This is a genomic window from Leptospira inadai serovar Lyme str. 10, from assembly GCF_000243675.2.
GTDB lineage: Bacteria > Spirochaetota > Leptospiria > Leptospirales > Leptospiraceae > Leptospira_B > Leptospira_B inadai.
The window spans coordinates 110,686-128,232 of record NZ_AHMM02000023.1 but is presented as its reverse complement, the minus strand read 5'-3'; the positions used below and the strand labels follow the sequence as shown (position 1 = coordinate 128,232).

General features: G+C 44.4%; 16 protein-coding genes. 8 read left to right on the top strand and 8 right to left on the bottom strand.

Translation table 11 applies throughout. The features are described 5' to 3' along the window. Window positions 1-44: 44 nt before the first annotated feature. Window positions 45-623: a TetR/AcrR family transcriptional regulator gene (locus LEP1GSC047_RS13745; protein WP_010419175.1), complete on the top strand. Its 579-nt coding sequence runs from the start codon at window positions 45-47 to the stop codon at window positions 621-623. Between the two features lie 103 nt (window positions 624-726). Here the strand turns inward: LEP1GSC047_RS13745 and LEP1GSC047_RS13740 are convergent, their stop codons facing one another. Beyond that, entirely contained in the window at window positions 727-2,370 is a 1,644-nt protein-coding gene (locus tag LEP1GSC047_RS13740) for a glycerol-3-phosphate dehydrogenase/oxidase (protein ID WP_010419173.1), read from the bottom strand. A 163-nt stretch (window positions 2,371-2,533) separates the two neighbouring features. On the opposite strand from LEP1GSC047_RS13740, the gene LEP1GSC047_RS13735 reads away from it, so the two are divergent. Together LEP1GSC047_RS13735 and LEP1GSC047_RS13730 are read left to right on the top strand one after the other, a co-directional pair. Beyond that, entirely contained in the window at window positions 2,534-4,561 is a 2,028-nt protein-coding gene (locus tag LEP1GSC047_RS13735; protein ID WP_010419170.1) for a PP2C family protein-serine/threonine phosphatase, read from the top strand. A 156-nt stretch (window positions 4,562-4,717) separates the two neighbouring features. Beyond that, window positions 4,718-6,412: an FAD-binding oxidoreductase gene (locus LEP1GSC047_RS13730; RefSeq protein ID WP_010419167.1), complete on the top strand. Its 1,695-nt coding sequence runs from the start codon at window positions 4,718-4,720 to the stop codon at window positions 6,410-6,412. A gap of 68 nt (window positions 6,413-6,480) precedes the next feature. Here the strand turns inward: LEP1GSC047_RS13730 and LEP1GSC047_RS13725 are convergent, their stop codons facing one another. From LEP1GSC047_RS13725 to LEP1GSC047_RS13715, 3 genes are read right to left on the bottom strand one after another with little or no spacing between them, the layout of a single operon-like run. Then, a complete protein-coding gene (locus LEP1GSC047_RS13725; RefSeq protein ID WP_010419166.1) occupies window positions 6,481-7,245 on the bottom strand; it encodes an enoyl-CoA hydratase/isomerase family protein in 765 nt (254 codons plus the stop codon). A gap of 20 nt (window positions 7,246-7,265) precedes the next feature. Further along, window positions 7,266-8,075 (bottom strand): hypothetical protein, encoded by an 810-nt coding sequence (locus tag LEP1GSC047_RS13720; protein ID WP_010419164.1) that lies wholly within the window; start codon window positions 8,073-8,075, stop codon window positions 7,266-7,268. Window positions 8,076-8,106: 31 nt separating this feature from the next. Continuing rightward, a complete protein-coding gene (locus tag LEP1GSC047_RS13715; RefSeq protein ID WP_020988826.1) occupies window positions 8,107-10,122 on the bottom strand; it encodes a tetratricopeptide repeat protein in 2,016 nt (671 codons plus the stop codon). A 113-nt stretch (window positions 10,123-10,235) separates the two neighbouring features. Here LEP1GSC047_RS13715 and LEP1GSC047_RS13710 point away from each other — a divergent pair, with 113 nt between their 5' ends. Together LEP1GSC047_RS13710 and LEP1GSC047_RS13705 are read left to right on the top strand one after the other, a co-directional pair. Next, complete coding sequence (locus LEP1GSC047_RS13710) at window positions 10,236-11,678, top strand: hypothetical protein (protein ID WP_010419163.1); 1,443 nt, start codon at window positions 10,236-10,238, stop codon at window positions 11,676-11,678. Then, entirely contained in the window at window positions 11,665-12,777 is a 1,113-nt protein-coding gene (locus LEP1GSC047_RS13705; protein WP_010419162.1) for a cysteine desulfurase family protein, read from the top strand. Before LEP1GSC047_RS13710 ends, LEP1GSC047_RS13705 begins: the two co-directional genes overlap by 14 nt. Window positions 12,778-13,008: 231 nt before the next feature. Here the strand turns inward: LEP1GSC047_RS13705 and LEP1GSC047_RS13700 are convergent, their stop codons facing one another. After that, a complete protein-coding gene (locus LEP1GSC047_RS13700; protein WP_010419161.1) occupies window positions 13,009-14,157 on the bottom strand; it encodes a deoxyguanosinetriphosphate triphosphohydrolase in 1,149 nt (382 codons plus the stop codon). A gap of 167 nt (window positions 14,158-14,324) precedes the next feature. Between LEP1GSC047_RS13700 and LEP1GSC047_RS13695 the strand changes: the two genes are divergently transcribed. The 3 genes from LEP1GSC047_RS13695 to LEP1GSC047_RS13685 are packed head-to-tail and all read left to right on the top strand — an operon-like array spanning window position 14,325 to window position 16,071. Beyond that, window positions 14,325-14,951, top strand: a complete 627-nt coding sequence (locus LEP1GSC047_RS13695) for a DedA family protein (RefSeq protein WP_010419159.1) — start codon at window positions 14,325-14,327, stop codon at window positions 14,949-14,951. A 44-nt stretch (window positions 14,952-14,995) separates the two neighbouring features. Then, window positions 14,996-15,547, top strand: a complete 552-nt coding sequence (locus LEP1GSC047_RS13690; RefSeq protein WP_010419157.1) for an HNH endonuclease — start codon at window positions 14,996-14,998, stop codon at window positions 15,545-15,547. Next, window positions 15,547-16,071 carry an LIC11661 family lipoprotein gene (locus tag LEP1GSC047_RS13685; protein ID WP_010419154.1) on the top strand — a complete coding sequence of 175 codons (525 nt, stop codon included), beginning with the start codon at window positions 15,547-15,549 and terminating at the stop codon, window positions 16,069-16,071. The genes LEP1GSC047_RS13690 and LEP1GSC047_RS13685 overlap by 1 nt, the downstream gene beginning before the upstream one ends. Window positions 16,072-16,075: 4 nt before the next feature. Here the strand turns inward: LEP1GSC047_RS13685 and LEP1GSC047_RS13680 are convergent, their stop codons facing one another. From LEP1GSC047_RS13680 to fliS, 3 genes are read right to left on the bottom strand one after another with little or no spacing between them, the layout of a single operon-like run. Beyond that, window positions 16,076-16,570 carry a molecular chaperone DnaJ gene (locus LEP1GSC047_RS13680; RefSeq protein WP_010419152.1) on the bottom strand — a complete coding sequence of 165 codons (495 nt, stop codon included), beginning with the start codon at window positions 16,568-16,570 and terminating at the stop codon, window positions 16,076-16,078. After that, window positions 16,549-16,986 (bottom strand): hypothetical protein, encoded by a 438-nt coding sequence (locus tag LEP1GSC047_RS13675; protein WP_010419149.1) that lies wholly within the window; start codon window positions 16,984-16,986, stop codon window positions 16,549-16,551. The genes LEP1GSC047_RS13680 and LEP1GSC047_RS13675 overlap by 22 nt, the downstream gene beginning before the upstream one ends. Window positions 16,987-17,026: 40 nt before the next feature. Next, on the bottom strand, window positions 17,027-17,476 hold the full coding sequence (gene fliS, locus LEP1GSC047_RS13670; protein WP_010419145.1) for a flagellar export chaperone FliS: 450 nt from the start codon (window positions 17,474-17,476) through the stop codon (window positions 17,027-17,029). Between the last annotated feature and the right edge of the window lie 71 nt (window positions 17,477-17,547).

The window sequence follows — 17,547 nt, the reverse complement described above, 5'->3', positions numbered from 1 at the left end:
GCGACTTTATAAAATTTAGAGTAATCTGTTTCAGGAAAACCGGAATGCCGAAAATCGTAAATCACGAGAAATATAAAGCGGAAATTCTTTCCAAGTGCGTTGATATTCTCGCGCGGAGAGGATATTCGGCAGTATCTATGCGGGAGATCGCCACCGAATTGGACGTATCCACCGGTACGCTGTATCATTATTTTTCTACAAAAGAAGATATTTTTAAAGAACTCGTAAAATTCGTCCTGAGTAAAGATATCCAAGAACTGCAAGTTTACTCGAAGGGAGAAGAAAACCAATCCATTGAAAAACGGGTGGAAGCCCTCTTTACGATGGTGAAGGATAGAGAAAGCTATTTTCAAAACCTCCTTTATATCATTTGCGATGTCTCTCGTTTAAAGAATCATGAAGAGGAAAAGCAACTCATTGCGGAAGCGATGAAGGAATATGTGACGATCATCACCAAGCATTTAGGCATCACGAATCCGAACTTAAATCGACTTTTGATCAGTATTATTTTAGGTACTGTCGGCCAAAGGATCGTCGATCAAGATGCCATTAAGCTAGAGGATGTTACAGAAGTCGTGAAAGACTTCATGGGCGTAGTGCTTGCAAATACGTTTACATTCTAGCTTTCTTAAAATTTTTAAAGAAACAGTCCTATCTTCCATCTGTAGGAGATCGGATTCGACCTATAATTAAATTATAGGAACGTGCTTCAGTTTTGCCTATCGGCTAGCCTATCTGAAATCTGGCGAGAATCTCCGCTTTTTCGGATTTTCTTTGAGCTCCGTTCCAGCCCAAGGACTTTCCAAGTTCTTCCATAATGAATTCTAGATTTTCCGCGGAGGGTAATCCCGGGACTCCCGCTCCGGACCTATGAAAGAAGAAATCGCGAGCCTTCAGGATCGATTCCCCATTTGCAATGTATCGAATTTCGGAAATATATAATTTTTCTCCGTTTGCTAAAATTGCATACGGTTCTCCAGGTTTGGCATTTTGAAGAATTTCATACGAGATACTGCCGTAACGATTCGCAACGGTTTCCAAAACTTCCCCGCTTAATTTCGGAAACTTGTTCGCTAAACCATGAATGAGGGAAGCGAGATCGGAAAATTCTCCGGAAATCAAAGGGACGAAATTCGTCTCACAGGGTAAATAGGTTCCGGGTAAATAATCACATAGCTGGTCTGTGATCTTTTCCGCAAGTCCTCGGCTAGTCGTATATTTTCCTCCGAGAGCGGTAAAAAATCCGGGAAGTCCCTGATCTTTATGGTGAATAATTTCCGTTTTCCGGGAAGCGTTGTACGTATCCGAGGTCTCTCCCGGGTCTTCCACAAGGGGCCGCATGCCTCCATAGAAAAAATCCACGTCGGTTTCCTTTAATTCCGTATATCCATAGGCATAATTAATTTCCTCGAGCAAACCCCGGATATCATTCTTCGTAACTTTAAATTTATCCGGCGAGTCCTGATAAACCGTGTCGGTCGTTCCGATAATGGTCTTTCCTCGCCAAGGAAGTACAAACATATGAGTTTTATCTTTCTTCTTTAATACTAAAGCTTTTGAACCGGAAATTGCGCGAGTCACGATATGAATGCCTTTCGATCTTACTAGAACCTTATCCATTCCGACTCCGGCGAGCGATTCGATAAAATCCGCCCAGGGCCCCGCAGCATTAACGACGGTTTTCGCAAAAACCGGTATTTTCTTACGGCTTCGTTTATCCAAAAGAATGGCCTGGTACGCCTCTTGTTGTTTGCTAAGCGCAACTAGTTCCGTATAATTATATGCCTGGCCTCCGTTCCGTTGCGCTGAGAAGATAAATTCGCAGGTGTGACGTTCCGGATTGATATTTTGGTAGTCGTAATATAGATATGCCCCCTTCAATCCCTCCTTCGGTAAGGAGTGCGATTCGACAAGAGTCTCCTCCTTACTTAAAAATCTAAATTTAGGAATCCAGCGATCCGGCGAAATTTCCCTGTTCTTATCAAATGAGAATGCGTCATACATTTGCATCCCGGCGGCTAACACCAGTTTTTCGGTCCTGGAGTAAACCGGAACAAGAAAGCCCAGGGTTTTTACGGCGTGAGGACTGATCTTCGCAAGAATTCTTCTTTCCCGAAGCGATTCTCTAACTAGAGCAAACTCCGCATTTTTAAGATATCTCAAACCTCCATGAATGAGCTTAGATGTGGCCTGACTAGTTCCTGACGCGAAGTCGTTCTTTTCCACTAGTAACGCTCTCAGTCCCCTAAGGGTCGCATCCCAGAGCAAAGTCGCTCCGGTAATTCCCCCTCCAATGATCAAAGTATCATAAACATGAGAGGAAAGTTCAGTCTTCGAGGATTTCGAACGAGAAACGCGAGTATTGACCATAGGTTTCCCCAAACTAGTCGTTTTAATTAGATCGGTCAACGATTTACGGAAGTGATAAAATCCCTGCGCTTCGAGTTAAATTAAAATGTTGTATCACTTCGAAAGATTTGCGATTAGGTAAGGATAAGCTCGGGAAATAACCGAACGCGGTTCATCATATCCTATGACATCTCCTCAGAATCTTCTCAGAAAAATCCGAGTCTCGTGGGGGGACTTTCTTTCTATCTTCGAACCCGATCCGGATCGAAGGACATACGAACAAGAATATAAGCAAGATCTGAATCGACAAGTCATGACTCTACAATACCCGGGATCGATTCTCGGAATTTTTGTATGGTTAGGATTCGCTCTGGGGACCGATCAGAAGCTGCATCCTGAATTTCCGGAACTCGTTTATTTTCGGATCGGACTTTCCTTAATCAGTATGATTTCCCTTGCCCTCTTTCTATTAGGATCGATCACTAAAATTCCGATTCGGAAATTCGGTTTAGAATTTGCGTATGTGTTCGCGTCGTACTTTTTACTCTCCTGCTCTTTTTTTACGGGAAGAATAGCCGACGATCCAAACTACGTTTCGGGATTGCAGATAGCCGTATTGATCATAGTCTTCCTACCGATTCCGAGAAGAGTATCTTTTCTACTATATGGGGCTTCCATCTCAGTATTCATCCTAGCAGTTATTCTGTATTCCCCTCCATTGAATACCCCCCAAGCGGCGTATTCGATGCAAAACTTAGGAATTGCATATTCTGTTGCGATCGTCTTTTCGATTATCGTGGAAAAATACCGATTCGCGACATTCGTCGGTAATTTTAAAATCGTAGAAAAGAACCGTGAAATTTCCGAAAAGATGGATCAAATTCAGATTTTAAAAGAAAGACAAGACGGAGATTATTTTCTCACCTCTCTATTGCTAACTCCCCTTTTGAAAAAAGAAATCACTGCAGAATCGCCCCTAACCGTGGAATTTCTATTCGATCAATACAAGAAATTCAGCTTTCGGGGAAAGGAATACGAAATCGGCGGAGATTATACGAGCGCGTATGAAATTCTATTACGAGGAAAAAAATACACTGCGTTTATCAACGGCGATGCGATGGGCAAGTCGGTCCAAGGGGCAGGTGGAGCACTCGTTTTAGGATCCGTTTTCAATTCGATTATCAGTCGTTCTCGCCTTTCCCCTGAAATCCAAGCCAGGTCGCCGGAACGCTGGTTAAAGGAAGGATTTTTGGACCTGCAGAATGTCTTCGAGACATTCGACGGATTTATGTTAGTTTCGGCCGTTATGGGTCTAGTCGATCTCGGAACGGGAACGCTTTATTTTGTCAACGCCGAACATCCTTGGCCGGTCCTTTACAGGGACGGAAAAGCCTCTTTTTTGGGAACGGATTCGAATATACGAAAATTAGGAATTTCTGAAATTCTAAATTCGAAGATTGCAGTCCAAACCTTTAAGCTAAGACCCAACGATATTGTTTTTTGCGGTTCGGATGGAAAAGATGATCTTATATTGGAAGAGAACTTTTCTGGGAAACGAACCATCAACGAGGACGAGACGCAGTTTCTGCATTGCGTGGAGGAAAGCCAAGGCGATCTGGAAAAAATTCGAAGATCTCTTTTGACTAAGGGAAAATTATCCGACGATCTTAGCCTACTATCCCTCGCATATCGTCCGAGTCAGGATCCTTATAATTCGGACGAATCCTCGGTTTTAGTAAAAGCGGAAGCGGCGTTTAAAAGCCGAAATTACTCCGACGCCATTCACATACTGGAGGAATCTCTACCGAAAGATTCGGGCATATGGCAAGAACTTTCGCCGAAAATAGCCAAGGCCCTTTCGCGCTTGTACGATAAATTGGGGAGAATTAGAGAAGCCGCAATCTGGGCCGAAACGGCCTTGGATTGGGACCCTGCAGATTCCGAATTCTTTTTTCAAACCTCCCTTCTTTGGAAAAAAGTTTATGCTGCTTCCCGGGACGACGAGGCATTAGAACGAGCGTCGGAATACGGAGAGCGCTTCCGCGTTAGAACACCCGCGCACGTCCGCAATTTAATCAATCTATCCGATACATATCGCTTATTAGGAAATCGGGTGAGAGCGAGTAAGTTACTTGCGGAAGCTTCGGAGCTTTTACCGGATGATCCGAAAATCCGGAACCTCCGCCAATTATTAGAACAACGTAAACCCTGAAGCAAATTCCGAAACTCATCTTTCCGCGAAATTCCCGATCGATTCATTTTCTTTCAAGAGCGAGATTTCGTAACGACAGTCCATTTTTCCGTTGCTCTTCCGCATTTCCTCTATTTTCTGGATGGGAATTCCTTCCATGTCGGAGCTGACCGGAAAATGTTTTATCACGAACTGAATGCGAACATTGATTATTCTCGAACCAATCTTAGGTGGAATGCCTGGGGTGCAAACGACCAAGATTTCTTCCGAAAAGGCCAGATGCCGGAAATTCTCAAACTGCTTCAAAATGAGTTTCGAATCGACAAGATTCGGGAAACGCCTTCGGCAACTCTGGAAGAAATCAAGCTTCCGGCTTCGAAGCTTGGATCGGGAGATATCAGACAACTCTCCGCAATCCTTGGAAAAAATAATATTAAAACCGATCGATATGAGCGGATCTTTCACTCTGCCGGGAAAAGTTTTTACGATGTACTGCGCTTACATCGTAATACTCTTAAAACTTTCGTTGATGGAGTCGTTTATCCGGGCAAAGAGAGCGAAGTCGCTAAAATTTTAGAATTCTGTTCTCGAAGTAAGATTACAGTAATCCCATTCGGCGGAGGCTCATCCGTAGTCGGCGGAATCGAGGTCATAAAAGGGAAAGGTCATAAAGCCGTTATTTCTCTAGATACGACTCGAATGGATAAATTCCTCTCGCTCGATCCGGAAAGTCTGACTGCAACGTACCAATCCGGAATCTACGGACCTAAACTAGAATACGCCTTGAATCTTAAAGGATATACTCTGGGTCATTTTCCTCAGTCTTTCGAATACTCCACCTTGGGCGGATGGATCGCAGCGAGAAGCGCAGGTCAGCAGTCCAATCGCTACGGCAAAATCGAAGAAATAGTAACCTCGGTAAAATTAGTCACGCCTTCCGGTTTAGTCGAGACATTGCGAGCACCGGCTTATTCGACAGGACCGGATTGGAATCATATAATTGCGGGAAGCGAAGGATTACTCGGAATCATCACGGAAGCTACCGTCAAAATTCATAAGATTCCCGAGGCTAGAAAATATTTCGGTTTGGTATTCCCCAGCATCAAAGCAGCGTTAGGTTTTATTCGAACAAGCAATCACGAAGAAATCAAGACATCAATGTTGCGACTTTCGGATGCGAACGAAACTAGGCTGTACGAGATTTTGGGAGAGATCGGTAAAAAGCGAACACTCCATCGGATGATTAAGACTTGGATACAAAACAAAGTACTCCAATTCAAAGGGCTGAGCCAAGGTAAATGTGTGGTTTTAGTCGGGTTGGACGGCTCTAAATCCGAAGTGGATCATTCGTTTACGGGTCTTACGCGGATTTGGAAGAAATTCGGAGCATTATACGCGGGTGAAAAATTAGGACAAAATTGGATTCATGGCCGCTATAATATGCCGTATCTCAGGAACCATATTATGCTCTATGGCATGGGCGTCGATACGATGGAGACCTCTACGACGTACGAGCGAGTAGAGTCGTTGCATACCGCCGGACTCGAAGCACTCCAAACCGCAATACCGGGTTCGATCGCTATGTGCCATTTATCCCATAGCTACCATGAAGGTGCCTGTCTGTATTATACGATTCTCTTCCCGTTGGATGAAAAAAAACCCGAAGAACAGTGGATCCGCATGAAAAAGAAAGTATCGGATGTTTTTACGGCGCATAATGCTCCGATCAGCCATCACCACGGCGTAGGAATAGATCATAAGCCTTGGTACAAAAAGGCGTTGGGGCCCGTAGGAATCGAAGGGTTGAACGCTTTAAAAAAATCCGTGGATAAGAAGGAAATTTTAAATCCTGGAAAAGTATTTCATTCCTGAATTTCGTTTCATTTTCAATGGATCCGAGTCGGGCAAAGGACCGATCTAAATCCGATTCGGATCGGATATCAAGTAAACGCAGGTCGCCGTCTTTCTAGAATGGATCTCAAGCCTTCCTGCCCATTCTTTGCGTGAACGGCAGTCGCGAGCAAATCGATATCCCGAGCTTCCAGTCGGTCCGCGACTAGCCGCTGCGAGTCTCGCAAGGCTATTTTGATTCCGATTACGGATTCAAGCGCCATGGAGGCGAATTGATCGCACCATTTTCTGGCTTTAGGAATCAACTCTTCGGCAGTCGCCGATTCTTCCACTAAGCCAACCGCTAGGGCCTCGTCTGATTTTAAACCGCGACCCGAATACAGAAGATCCTGGGCGGTTTTGATTCCAACAAGTTCTTTCAATACATAACCGGAGGTGGACGGAAAATTGAGACCAATCAAGGCTTCCGGAAATCCGATTCTCCCTTTCTTTTCGACCAGGATGCGGTAATCCGAAAAAATCGCCAGAACTGCGCCGACCCCCATCGAGTGTCCATTCAATGCGCACACGATCGGTCGGCTGGAAAATAAAACCTTCCCGCAAGCTTCTAACGCTTCCTTTAGAACTACTTTAATTTCAGAAAGTTCTTTTCCGATAAAAATTTCCGGATTAAAACCGTTGGAAAAAAATTTATCATTCCGTCCGGAAAGTAGAATCGCTTTTATACTTGGATCGCTTTCCGCTGATTCCATCGTTTCGCGTAGCTTTCGAAAGAAGTCCGTACCGAGTGAATTCGTTTCGTTCGTTTTTATGTACAGTTCGAGAATGTGTCCATTTTTTTCCACTTCGATCATTTTCAGACAACCTTCCTTTTTTAAAATCCGAACGACGAACTCGCGATGTTTTCAGTACGACCGATCCGCTTCATCTTAATTTCGATTCGATTTTGATCGCTTCCATCTTCCCGAGAGACGATACGAGTAAGAGTCACTTTCGGCGGAAATTCTACGGCTCCTTGGACGCTCGTTAATGCTTTTACGTTCTTGCGGCTCGAGTTCCATTCGACGGTGGCAATTCCCTTTTCCGTTACGTAATACGTCCATTCCTCTCCCGATTTACGGACCAATATGATTCCTTCCTTAGGATGAACGAGGGTTCTATCCGGTTGAAATAGCCTCACGTTTCGGTTTGATAAAAGGTGGTAAATGACAGGAAACGGAACCACCGTTTGTTTTCCCCCATTCGGATCGGCAATGATGATGTCATCCATCGGTTGCTCATGAATTTTATCCTGGGTCGCCGTTTTGATTCGGATCAATTCACCGTCGGTATATACTTTTGAAACGCTGATTCCGAAAAGGCGATCCGTTAATTCGATCTGCATCTTTCCGGAAGGTTTATCGTAATAGATCTTTCCGTTCAGCGAGAAAATATCTTTTTTCGGAACAAAATTCTGAATTCGAATTTCAAAATCGCCCGAGTAAGAAGAGCCGGCGTCTTCCATCTTTTTAATCTCGTCTAGAAACTTTGCGCCCTCCTTCGATTTGGAACTCACAAAACTAAGTTTTCCGCGTAAAGGAAACGCAATTTCCTCGATTTCAGGCGTGGCGCAAGTACCGAAACATACTAGTGCGATTAAAGTAAACGATTGAACCGAACGAGTTATTTTTTTATTAGTTCCCAAATTTTTTCCTTACGGCTTTCGAATCCTTTTTTTAGGGTTTAATCATAACAGGTTTCGTTCTTAGCTTCTCCAGTTTTTCCCTGATTCTTGCCTTGTCTTCTTTCTTTTGAAAAAGCTTACTCGATTTTTCCCAGTACATCCTAGTTTCTCCAAGTTCACCGCGTTCAAAATGCAAATCACCTAAATGTTCGCAGATCGTAGGATCGCTTTCGTTCCTTTCCTGAAGAATTTGGTAGGCTAAATTCAAATGCAACAGTGCGTCGTCCAACATTCCGCGTTTATAATAAATCCATCCTAGACTGTCTTGGTATGCTTCGTTATCCGGTGCCAGTTCAACGGCTTTTCTGATCAAAGAAAAGGCCTCATCCAATCGACTTCCGGATTCGGATAGATAATATCCTAAATAATTGTAAGCGATCGGATTCTCCGGATCCAAATCCATGGATTTACGCAAATCAAGTTCCATTTCCTGAATCTTACCCAGTTTCTCCAGGGAAATCGCCCGATAGAAATAATAGATAGCGGTCTTAGGATCCAATTGGATCGCTTCCTCGAAAGCATCTTGGCTTCCCGAGAAGTTTTCTGTCTGGGAAAAAATCACGCCTAATAGATAATGCGCGTACGAATTCTTGGGATCTTCTTTTATAATCTCTTTCGTTATCTGCTCCGCCTCTTTCGTTTTTCCAGGCGGATTTCCTCTTAGTAAAAAAGCTAAATGCAGACGATATTTTCGAATCTCGTCGGGAGTCCCCGACAATTCGATCGATTTTCGAATCGCGACGATAGCCCTATATACCGAACCGGATTGTTCGTATACCGTCGCAAGAAAATTGTAACGACTTGCGAGTACCGATTTCGGACTACCGTCCTTGCTCGCTATGTCGATGGATTCCTGGATCAATGTTTCCGAAAGATTCCAAAGCTGAGATTGTACCGCGATTTCCGCCGTTTCCACGAGTTCTTTGGAATAGACTTCTCCCTTTAGGTCCGGCTGGTGTTTTAGAATCTCCAAAACCGCAAGTCTAACCCAAAGTCTTCGGGGATATTTTTCCCGCATCGGATAAATGATTTTTTTAGCTTCTTCATAGCGGGAAGTAAGAACACAGTACAAACCGTAGAGGAGGGATCCCTTATATAACTTTCCGTTTTTTTTAAGTTCCTCGAAATAAGCCGACGACATCGAGCGGCTTTCTACGAAATACATTTCGCCCAGCATCATCTCCACGGATGAATTCCCCTTCACTTGAGCCAGGATTCTCAGAAGCTCCTTCTTTGCCTGGGCAAATTTTCCTAATTGATTTAGAACTCCGGCTAAAAGGAATCGAATCTCCCACGCTTCCGGTTTTTGCTGCAGATAGCTAGATAGATAAAAATAGGCTTTGGAATTTTGTCCTTGTGCGAAATAAATTTTTCCCAGAGATAAATATACGAATTCCTTATATTTCGGATTGCCTTCTTTCTTTTCGATAGCATCATTTAAGGAGGTCAGATATAAAATCGACTTCGCGTTATTTTGGATCGCGATATTGGAAGAGCTGAGCAAATAATAAACGTAGGAATCCATCGGGAAGCGGCTTAGATTCTCCTCTAAATAGTCGCTGGTCTTTTGATACTCTGCTTGTTCGTAAAAGATGCTCGCTTTCAATATATAGGTTTCCCTAAAATTCGGATCGTTTTTTTCCGCAAGATCCGCTTCCTGTAACGCTTCCTTAAGCTGACCGATGGAATAGTGTGCCATCGCTTTGTTCCACCGAGCAATGGCCGAAGCGGGGCTCCCGATAGCCTCCGAACAACGAACGTATTTTTCGAATTCTCCTAACGCCTTGAGGGTTCTCTCGCCCCTCTCTCTTCCTTCGAGTCTTCGCGCTTCATTCAAGGTATCTAATGCCGTCGACAGAAAAAACAAGGGCCATACCGATCTGCTTCGACCGGATGAATCGACGTCTCGGCATAGAAGTTTTTGCCCTGAATCGGTCGGCGCTCCGAGCAGAGGAAAGAATGCATTCGTAGTCAGAAGTAAGATAGGAATAGTGCTTGCTAGTTTCATAATCCCCGGACGTGTATAAGCTTGGGAAGAAGGACGCCGCATTCCCTCCCCGCTCAGTCTACCCGAGGGATCGGCGGCGTCGAACGAATTTTCCCCGAACTGAAGGAAAGAAATTGCTCAGTATTCTGCGAGAAAAGAAAAAACTTTTCCTAACCCTACTATTCATTTGGATCATTGCCACAGTCTGGGTTTTTCCCCGAAGATTCGAAATTTTGCGGGACATTTCGCTTTGGCTGGATCCCCCCGTCTTAAACCCCGCTCTTTCTTTAAAATTGCAGGAAAAGGGAGACGGATTCCTAAACGAGAAGAGAGAATTTCGGGGAGTCGAACATTACTTACAGCTTGATAAAATGTCCGAGGCTTGTTACCGAGCCATGGATTTAGGAAAATACGGGGTGGACGATATTTTTAGAATTCCGTCCTGGATGGAAGCCGAGCAAAAAGGATGGACTCTCCAAAAATTATCCGATAGCGATTCGAAAAACCTCCGCCAAGGAAGAATCGATCCTAGCGAATATTGGAAAGAATTCTCCCCTGCAGTATTGGAATCCTTGGATTATTATAAACGGGCCTTGAATTATAATCCGTTTGACGGTTATAATACCGCACCGAGCCAGATTACTTTTGGCGCAAGTAGACCGCAAATCGCGGGCAAAAGTCTGCTAGAAAAGATTCGCCTCACTGCCTTCGCCTCTTGTCGACCGGAAGAAGCTCTGCTAGCTCATTTTCAGTCCTTATTGAGCATAGAAGAAATGGTCTTTGACAAGATCAAAATCCGAAAAAAAGATCCTGTTCCATGGTGGAAGAAAATCCTAAACTTCTTCCGATTCAGCTGTGCCGCGGATGAAACGAGCATAAGCGAACCGGAACTTCCGAGAGAAATACGAATTTGGCAGGCGATTACGGAATCGAATTCATCTCCGATCGTTTTCGCGGAGGATTATCCCGAACGAACGACTCTATCGGCGAATCAGTATAAAAAATTACTTCTACGAACCTTGGAATTGCTTCAAAGTAGAGCGGGTCATCCGGGCTCTTCTCTTTCTCCGGAAGAATCCATTTCGCTGTATACGCGCATGCTGTATTTTTCCTGTGCTAAACGAACGGTCCCGCCCGAGGTTAAATATTGGGGTCCTTCCGCAATTGCCACGATACCCTGCGATCCTTCCGACGAGGAGGGACAGAAAATATTCTATCCGAATCTCTATCGAACCGCCGAACTCTATTATAGACTCGGTGACCGCGAAGAGTCGTATCGCAAACGAGCCGGCGATCTCTTCGAATCCGTTTATCAATCGCGGAAAACCGAACTAGGTATGCGTTTTCAGTCTAAGTTAATGAGAGTTCGTTGCTTGCTGTATCAAAAAGCCTGGGACCAATCGCTTAAGGAACTGGACGGACTACAAACCGAATTGTATACGGTTGATCCTGAGTATAGAAGTGACCGGTCCGGCTACGAAGACTTGATCGAGGATCGTAAGAAGTTACTTCAGTATGTTCTCCGTCGAAAAGGAAGATACGAAGAAGCGGACGACCTGTTCGATGAAAAGAATTAAATATTTCGATTATAACGCGACTCATCCTCCTTATCCCGGTTTACTATTTACGGTAATCAACGAGTACGAGGCGGATTTTTTTAATCCCTCGGGTCCGACTCGGTTTTCTCTCGGAAGACAGGGTAAGATAGAGGAAGCTCGGAAAATTCTGGCGAAGCTCACCGGAAAAGATACGAAAGGTTTCGTATTCTGCTCCACAGGAACGGAGGCGAATTATCTCCTAGCAATCTGGGCAAAATCTCTGGTTAAGACGATCGCTTATCTTTCCCCATACGAACATTCTTCTTTTTATGAAGCGTTCGAAAGTGCGGGCATACCCTATGAAAAATTTTTAGGAAATAAATCGGGACTCGTTTCTCCACAGGAAATAGAGGAAAAGTTAACGAACAAACCGGGCCCGGTTTTTATAATCCATGCGGGAAATGAAAGCGGCGTCGTACAACCTCTGGATGAAATCGCAGGACTATGCGACAAATTCGGCGAACGATTGTTTTCGGACACGATGCAATCCTTCGGAAAGATTTCGGTCCCGTTTAAAGCTCTTAGCGGTTTTACTTTTTCCGGTCATAAGATAGGCGGAGGTTTGGGCACATCCGTACTTTGGTTTGATCCCGGTTTAACCGCTAAGGCCGGCTTGTTTCGAGGCGGAAATCAAGAAAACGGATTCAGAGCCGGAACCGAAAATTCACCTGCGATCATCGCACTTTCCGAGGCGGCAAAACTCCAATTTTCCCAAATGAACGAACGGAATACTAAATTGCTCCGCTTTAAGGAGAAAATCGAATCCGCTTTTAAACAGGCCGGAGCAGAAATCGTTGCAGAATCTTCGCCGAGACTTCCTTCCACTACTTTCTGCATTTTACCCACCGAAGATTTGGATTTCTTTATGATGGGCATGGAAGAAAGAGGTTTTGCCCTTTCTACCGGATCCTCGTGTAAATCCAGATCCAGAGAGCCCGCACCTTCCTTATTGGAGATGGGTTATACAAAAGAAGAAGCACTTCGAGCCGTACGAATTTCAACGGGAAGTTTCACTACGGAAGAAGAGGTGGATGATTTGATCCAAGCTTGCTCGGAAGTACTTAAATTGATTTTATAGGTGTTAGTGGAAGAAGAATCGATGTCTGCGATATAGCCGTTAGATGCTAGGCATTAGATGTTAGAAAGGAACTGACAGGTGCAATAGGGGATACTCTGTAGAGGGCTGGGGAAAATCCACGATAACACAAGAATCTTCCTCTAGTACGTGGAAATTTCGTTTATCAATGTTCAGTCTTCTACAGAAGGCAGAGGAAAGATCCATTCTAACATAGGAATCTTTTTAAATCCTCTACTTGCGAAGGTCCGTAAACACAGTTTCGGCGTATCGATCCGTCATGCCTGCTACAAAATCGCAAACGCTTCTATCCAATCCCTCCGATTCGATTCGTATCCTATAAATCTCGGGAATTTCATTCGGATGTTGTTGGAAGTATTTAAAAAGGACGTGGATCATATCCCTCCCTTGATCGCTCGTCTTTATAACGGAAGGATGTCTATATAAGGTCTTATATAAAAAGGATTTTAATTCTCGAACTTTTTCCCCGAACTCTAGATCGAACCCTATGATTTTTTTTCCTTCTGCATACGATCTATTTAAATCGTTCCGGTCTCTAATTTTATATTCAAGAAGGCGACGATAAACTACATCGATGATATGAGACACCATGCCGTTGGTCAGTTCTCGAATCGTCGTTCGAATCCGGACTTTCTCGTTTACTTTCGGATAGCGCTCCTTGGTTTTACGGCTCGTTTCGTTCCAAAGTCTGATCTCTTCCAACTCTTGCGAGCGAAGATAACCCATCTCCAATCCGTCCTCGATATCATGATTCGTATAAGCGACTTCGTCGGCGAGATCGGCGCACTGCGCTTCGAGACTAGGACCTTCCTGCTTTCTTTCCAATCCGAGGGACGAGATCGAATATTCGGCGCCGTGTTTCATCAGACCCTTTAAAGTTTCGATGGAAAGATTTAGCCCGGGGAATTCGGGATATCGAGTTTCGAGATATCTTACGATTCGTATCGATTGTTTATTATGTTCAAAGCCGCCCGAAACGGACATTAATTCCGCGAGCATATCCTGTCCTGCGTGACCGAAAGGAGTGTGACCTAGGTCATGCGCGAGAGCTATGGTCTCGGCCAGTAAAGAATTCAAACCCAAAGCGGCAGCAATCGTACGGGAAATTCCGGCAACTTCGAGAGTATGAGTTAATCTATTTCTGTAATTTTCTCCGACAGAATAAACGAAAACCTGCGTTTTGTATTGAAGTCTTTTAAACGCGCTCGAATGAACCACCCTATCTCGATCTCGTTGAAACGGAAGTCGATAGGAATGCTCTTCCTCCGGATATTCCCTCCCCCCCGTTCGATCATGGGGAACGGCATATTCGGATAACAGGGAATTTTCCAGCTCAGATAGAGCGAGTCGATCTCGGAACACTTCGTACCAGAATCCGACATGGATAAGTATGCAGCAAGCCAAACATTTGATCCTTATTCGACCGACTAATATGAATTTCGGAATTCTATTTTTTTCTGTCCTCTTTCCCCCCCTGCGGATTTCATTGGTAGGAATTCCTTTTACCGGGAAGTCTTACACTACTCTCTATGGATTTTCTTGCAATTTTAGTAGATTTCTTCTCAGGCTTCGGCCAGGGTTTCGCTTATATTGCCGTATTTGCGACTCTCCTCCTCTGCGGATTCGGACTTCCGATTCCGGAAGACGTTTCCCTGGTTTCAGGCGGAGTGATAGCCGGACTAGGATATGCGAACGAGCATATCATGTTTGCCGTGGGCATGGCTGGGGTTTTATTCGGAGACGGGACAGTGTTCCTGCTCGGGAGAATTTACGGGGTCCGTGTTCTACAGATTCCTTTCATAGCTCGGTTCATCACGCCCGAGAGGTTCGAAAAAGTTCAGGAAAAATTTTCTCAGTACGGAAATTGGGTCGTTTTTATGGGTAGATTCATGCCCGGCCTTCGTATGCCGATTTATTTGACCGCAGGTACTTCGGATCGAATTTCATTCTTTCGTTTCCTAAGTTTAGATTTCGCGGCGGCAGCAATATCGGTCCCCATTTGGGTCTATCTAGGTCATTACGGAGCCAGCAATTTAGATACTCTAAGGCATTGGATGCATCAGGGCCAAGCGACCGTCTTCGGAATCGTCGGGGCCGTTCTGATCATCGCTCTGGCCACATTTTACATTAAGAAGAAACTCGCCGTAAGGGAATAGTTTTACTCGACATTCTTTCCTATTCCACTATTGTCTGGTTAGATATGGACGTCCTCGGTCAGCCGGTCTTGGTGCTGAACGCAACCTACGTTCCGGTTGCCATTCGTACGGTAAGGGATGCGATTGTTCTTCTTCTTCTCAATAAAGCGCAATTAATCAAAGACGAAAAAAAACTCCTGATTCGTTCCGAAAAATTAAAGTTAACCGCACCCAGAATCATCCTTCTGACGGACTATTATAAGGTTCCGAGAAAACGACACAAACTCTCCAGGGAAAATATTTTTCTCCGGGACAATTACGAATGCGTATATTGTAAACGGAAACTCCCTACTTCCAGACTTACCCTAGATCATGTGATACCGAAAAGTCGGTGGGAAGAAATCGCCAAAGAACGGAAACCCGCCGAGTATCATACCTGGGAAAATCTAGTAACTGCCTGCCGCGATTGCAATACTAAGAAGGGCAACAAGCTGCTTCATGAATTGAAATGGGAACTTCCTGAAAATCGGTCGACAAACAGAAGGCGTATCCCACTGTTTTCCGTATCCGACCAATTGGCCGAAAAATTCGGTTGGGCGGAATATATCCGCATATAATGAATCAAAATACCGTAACGATCCGGTCAGCAATTCTTCCAATCTTCTGTCTATTTGTAGCAATTACGGGATGTTCGAGAAATTATTCGAATACTCCCATCGTAACCGCTCCTCCTACGATTATCGGTATCGCCCCGATTGCCACAGGATATGAAATTCGTTTGCGCGCCGGTAATGCCGAATTTCTTTTTAACGGGTATACCCTATTTACCGGAAGCACGGCATTCGATTCAAGGAACCCCTCTAGTTTTTCTCAAGGTATTCCCTGCCAATTACCCCTTAATCTTATTCCGAACCAACCGATCGAATACTCGATCGAAGTCAGTCCGACTGCCGGGCCTCTAGCCGTCGTTCCGACCGGCTCATCGCAAAATCCGAATCGGGTCTGTAAAATCGTTACGACCATTTCAACCGGACAATATGTAACTCTGCGATCTTCCGTATTGGCTTTAAATTTGGTGGGCGGTACGGCCAAAGACGTATTCGTATTCTCTTTACCTTCCAATACGCTTATCGTTCCGTAAAGATTTAGGATCGAAACCAAACTCCGATCCTTTTTAAGGTTTCTTCGGCATCCGATCTCCAAATGCTAGCCGGATAATTCCGGATGAATTCCTGTAATGCGGTCTTCGCTTCCAGTAAGTCGATTCTTAGCTTTCTAAGTTCGGGGTTTTCTTCGGGATTTAAAAAAACGGGATTTCCTTCCGTCTTTTTAAAATATTCCTCCAAAGCATCTGCGGCTATTTGTTTAGCGGCTTTGTACGCTAAAAAACCGTCGGCATCCTCTCTTCGTCTTTCTTTATCAGAATAAGACGGAGATTCTTCCTGTTTATCCAGCGATTCGAGGAGGATATCCCGCAAATTTACCAGTTCCTTAAACAGAACGTCGCTTTCAAATTCGCCGGAATCAGGATGGTATTTTCTGGATAATTCTCTAAACCTAGATCGGACTAAGTCTTCGTTGTATTTTTTGGGAAGTCCGTAAAAATCAAGCGCCCGACTTAACAGGTCCCCGTCTTCCAACCGCTTTTCCTTTGGGCAAGAAATTTCTTTAATTGGATATTGGCTTGAACGAGATTCAATTCTTTCTGGTACTCGGATAAGATCCGTTCCATTAAAGAACCGACTCTTTCGTTTAGAGCTCTCGATTCTTCCAGTTTACGAAAAAGTTCGTCCGCCAACTGAATCATATTGAGAGACTGCGGAGTGGATTCCTCCAAGAGTTCTATCTTTCTGTCCAGGGAAAACATTCTCTCGACGAGATTCGAATTCTGTCCTTCGATTTTCGCCGCAGTCTCCCCGTCACCATGCCCCAAAACTTCGAGCTGCCGTTTTTGGAGTGAAATGACTTCGTCCAACAGATTTATTTTTCGGCCGTACAACTCCGATAAGGAATCCTCTCGGGAACCGAATTGCTTGGTTTCTTTCCGTTTTGGCACTGCGAATTTCCTCCTCCGGCAAAAACCGGAGTTTGTGGAATTAACCTTGGAGAGAGAGTCCCCCGCTACGAGTGCCTGGAGTCGGCATCGCCACTACGGAACCTTTTTCTTTTTTCTCTACTTCGTCCCAGGCGTTTTTAAGATCCTCAAGATATTTGATAATTTCTTTCATAATCTCGGAATCTTTGCGCATATTGGCCTCTAAAAGACGTTTTTTTACGTAAACGTAAATACCGAGCAGGTTATTTGCAACCTCTCCGCCGTCTTCTAAATTCAAAGCCAGCATCAATTCCGTAACAATATCCTGGGCTTTCAGGATATTGTTATTAACCACATCATACTTGCGGGGCGTATTATTTTCTATCGCCACATTTAAGAAGCGAATCGCTCCTTCATAAAGCATTACGATAAGCCGTCCCTGACTCACAGTAGAAATTTCATTGGATTTGTACTGTTCGACAGAGGCCGTCGATTTTCTAGCAAGTGACATGTGTCTCTCCTGAAATACTCTTCGACAAAATCAGGGACCGCCTTAACGTAGGTGGATAATTCTTAAGCGTA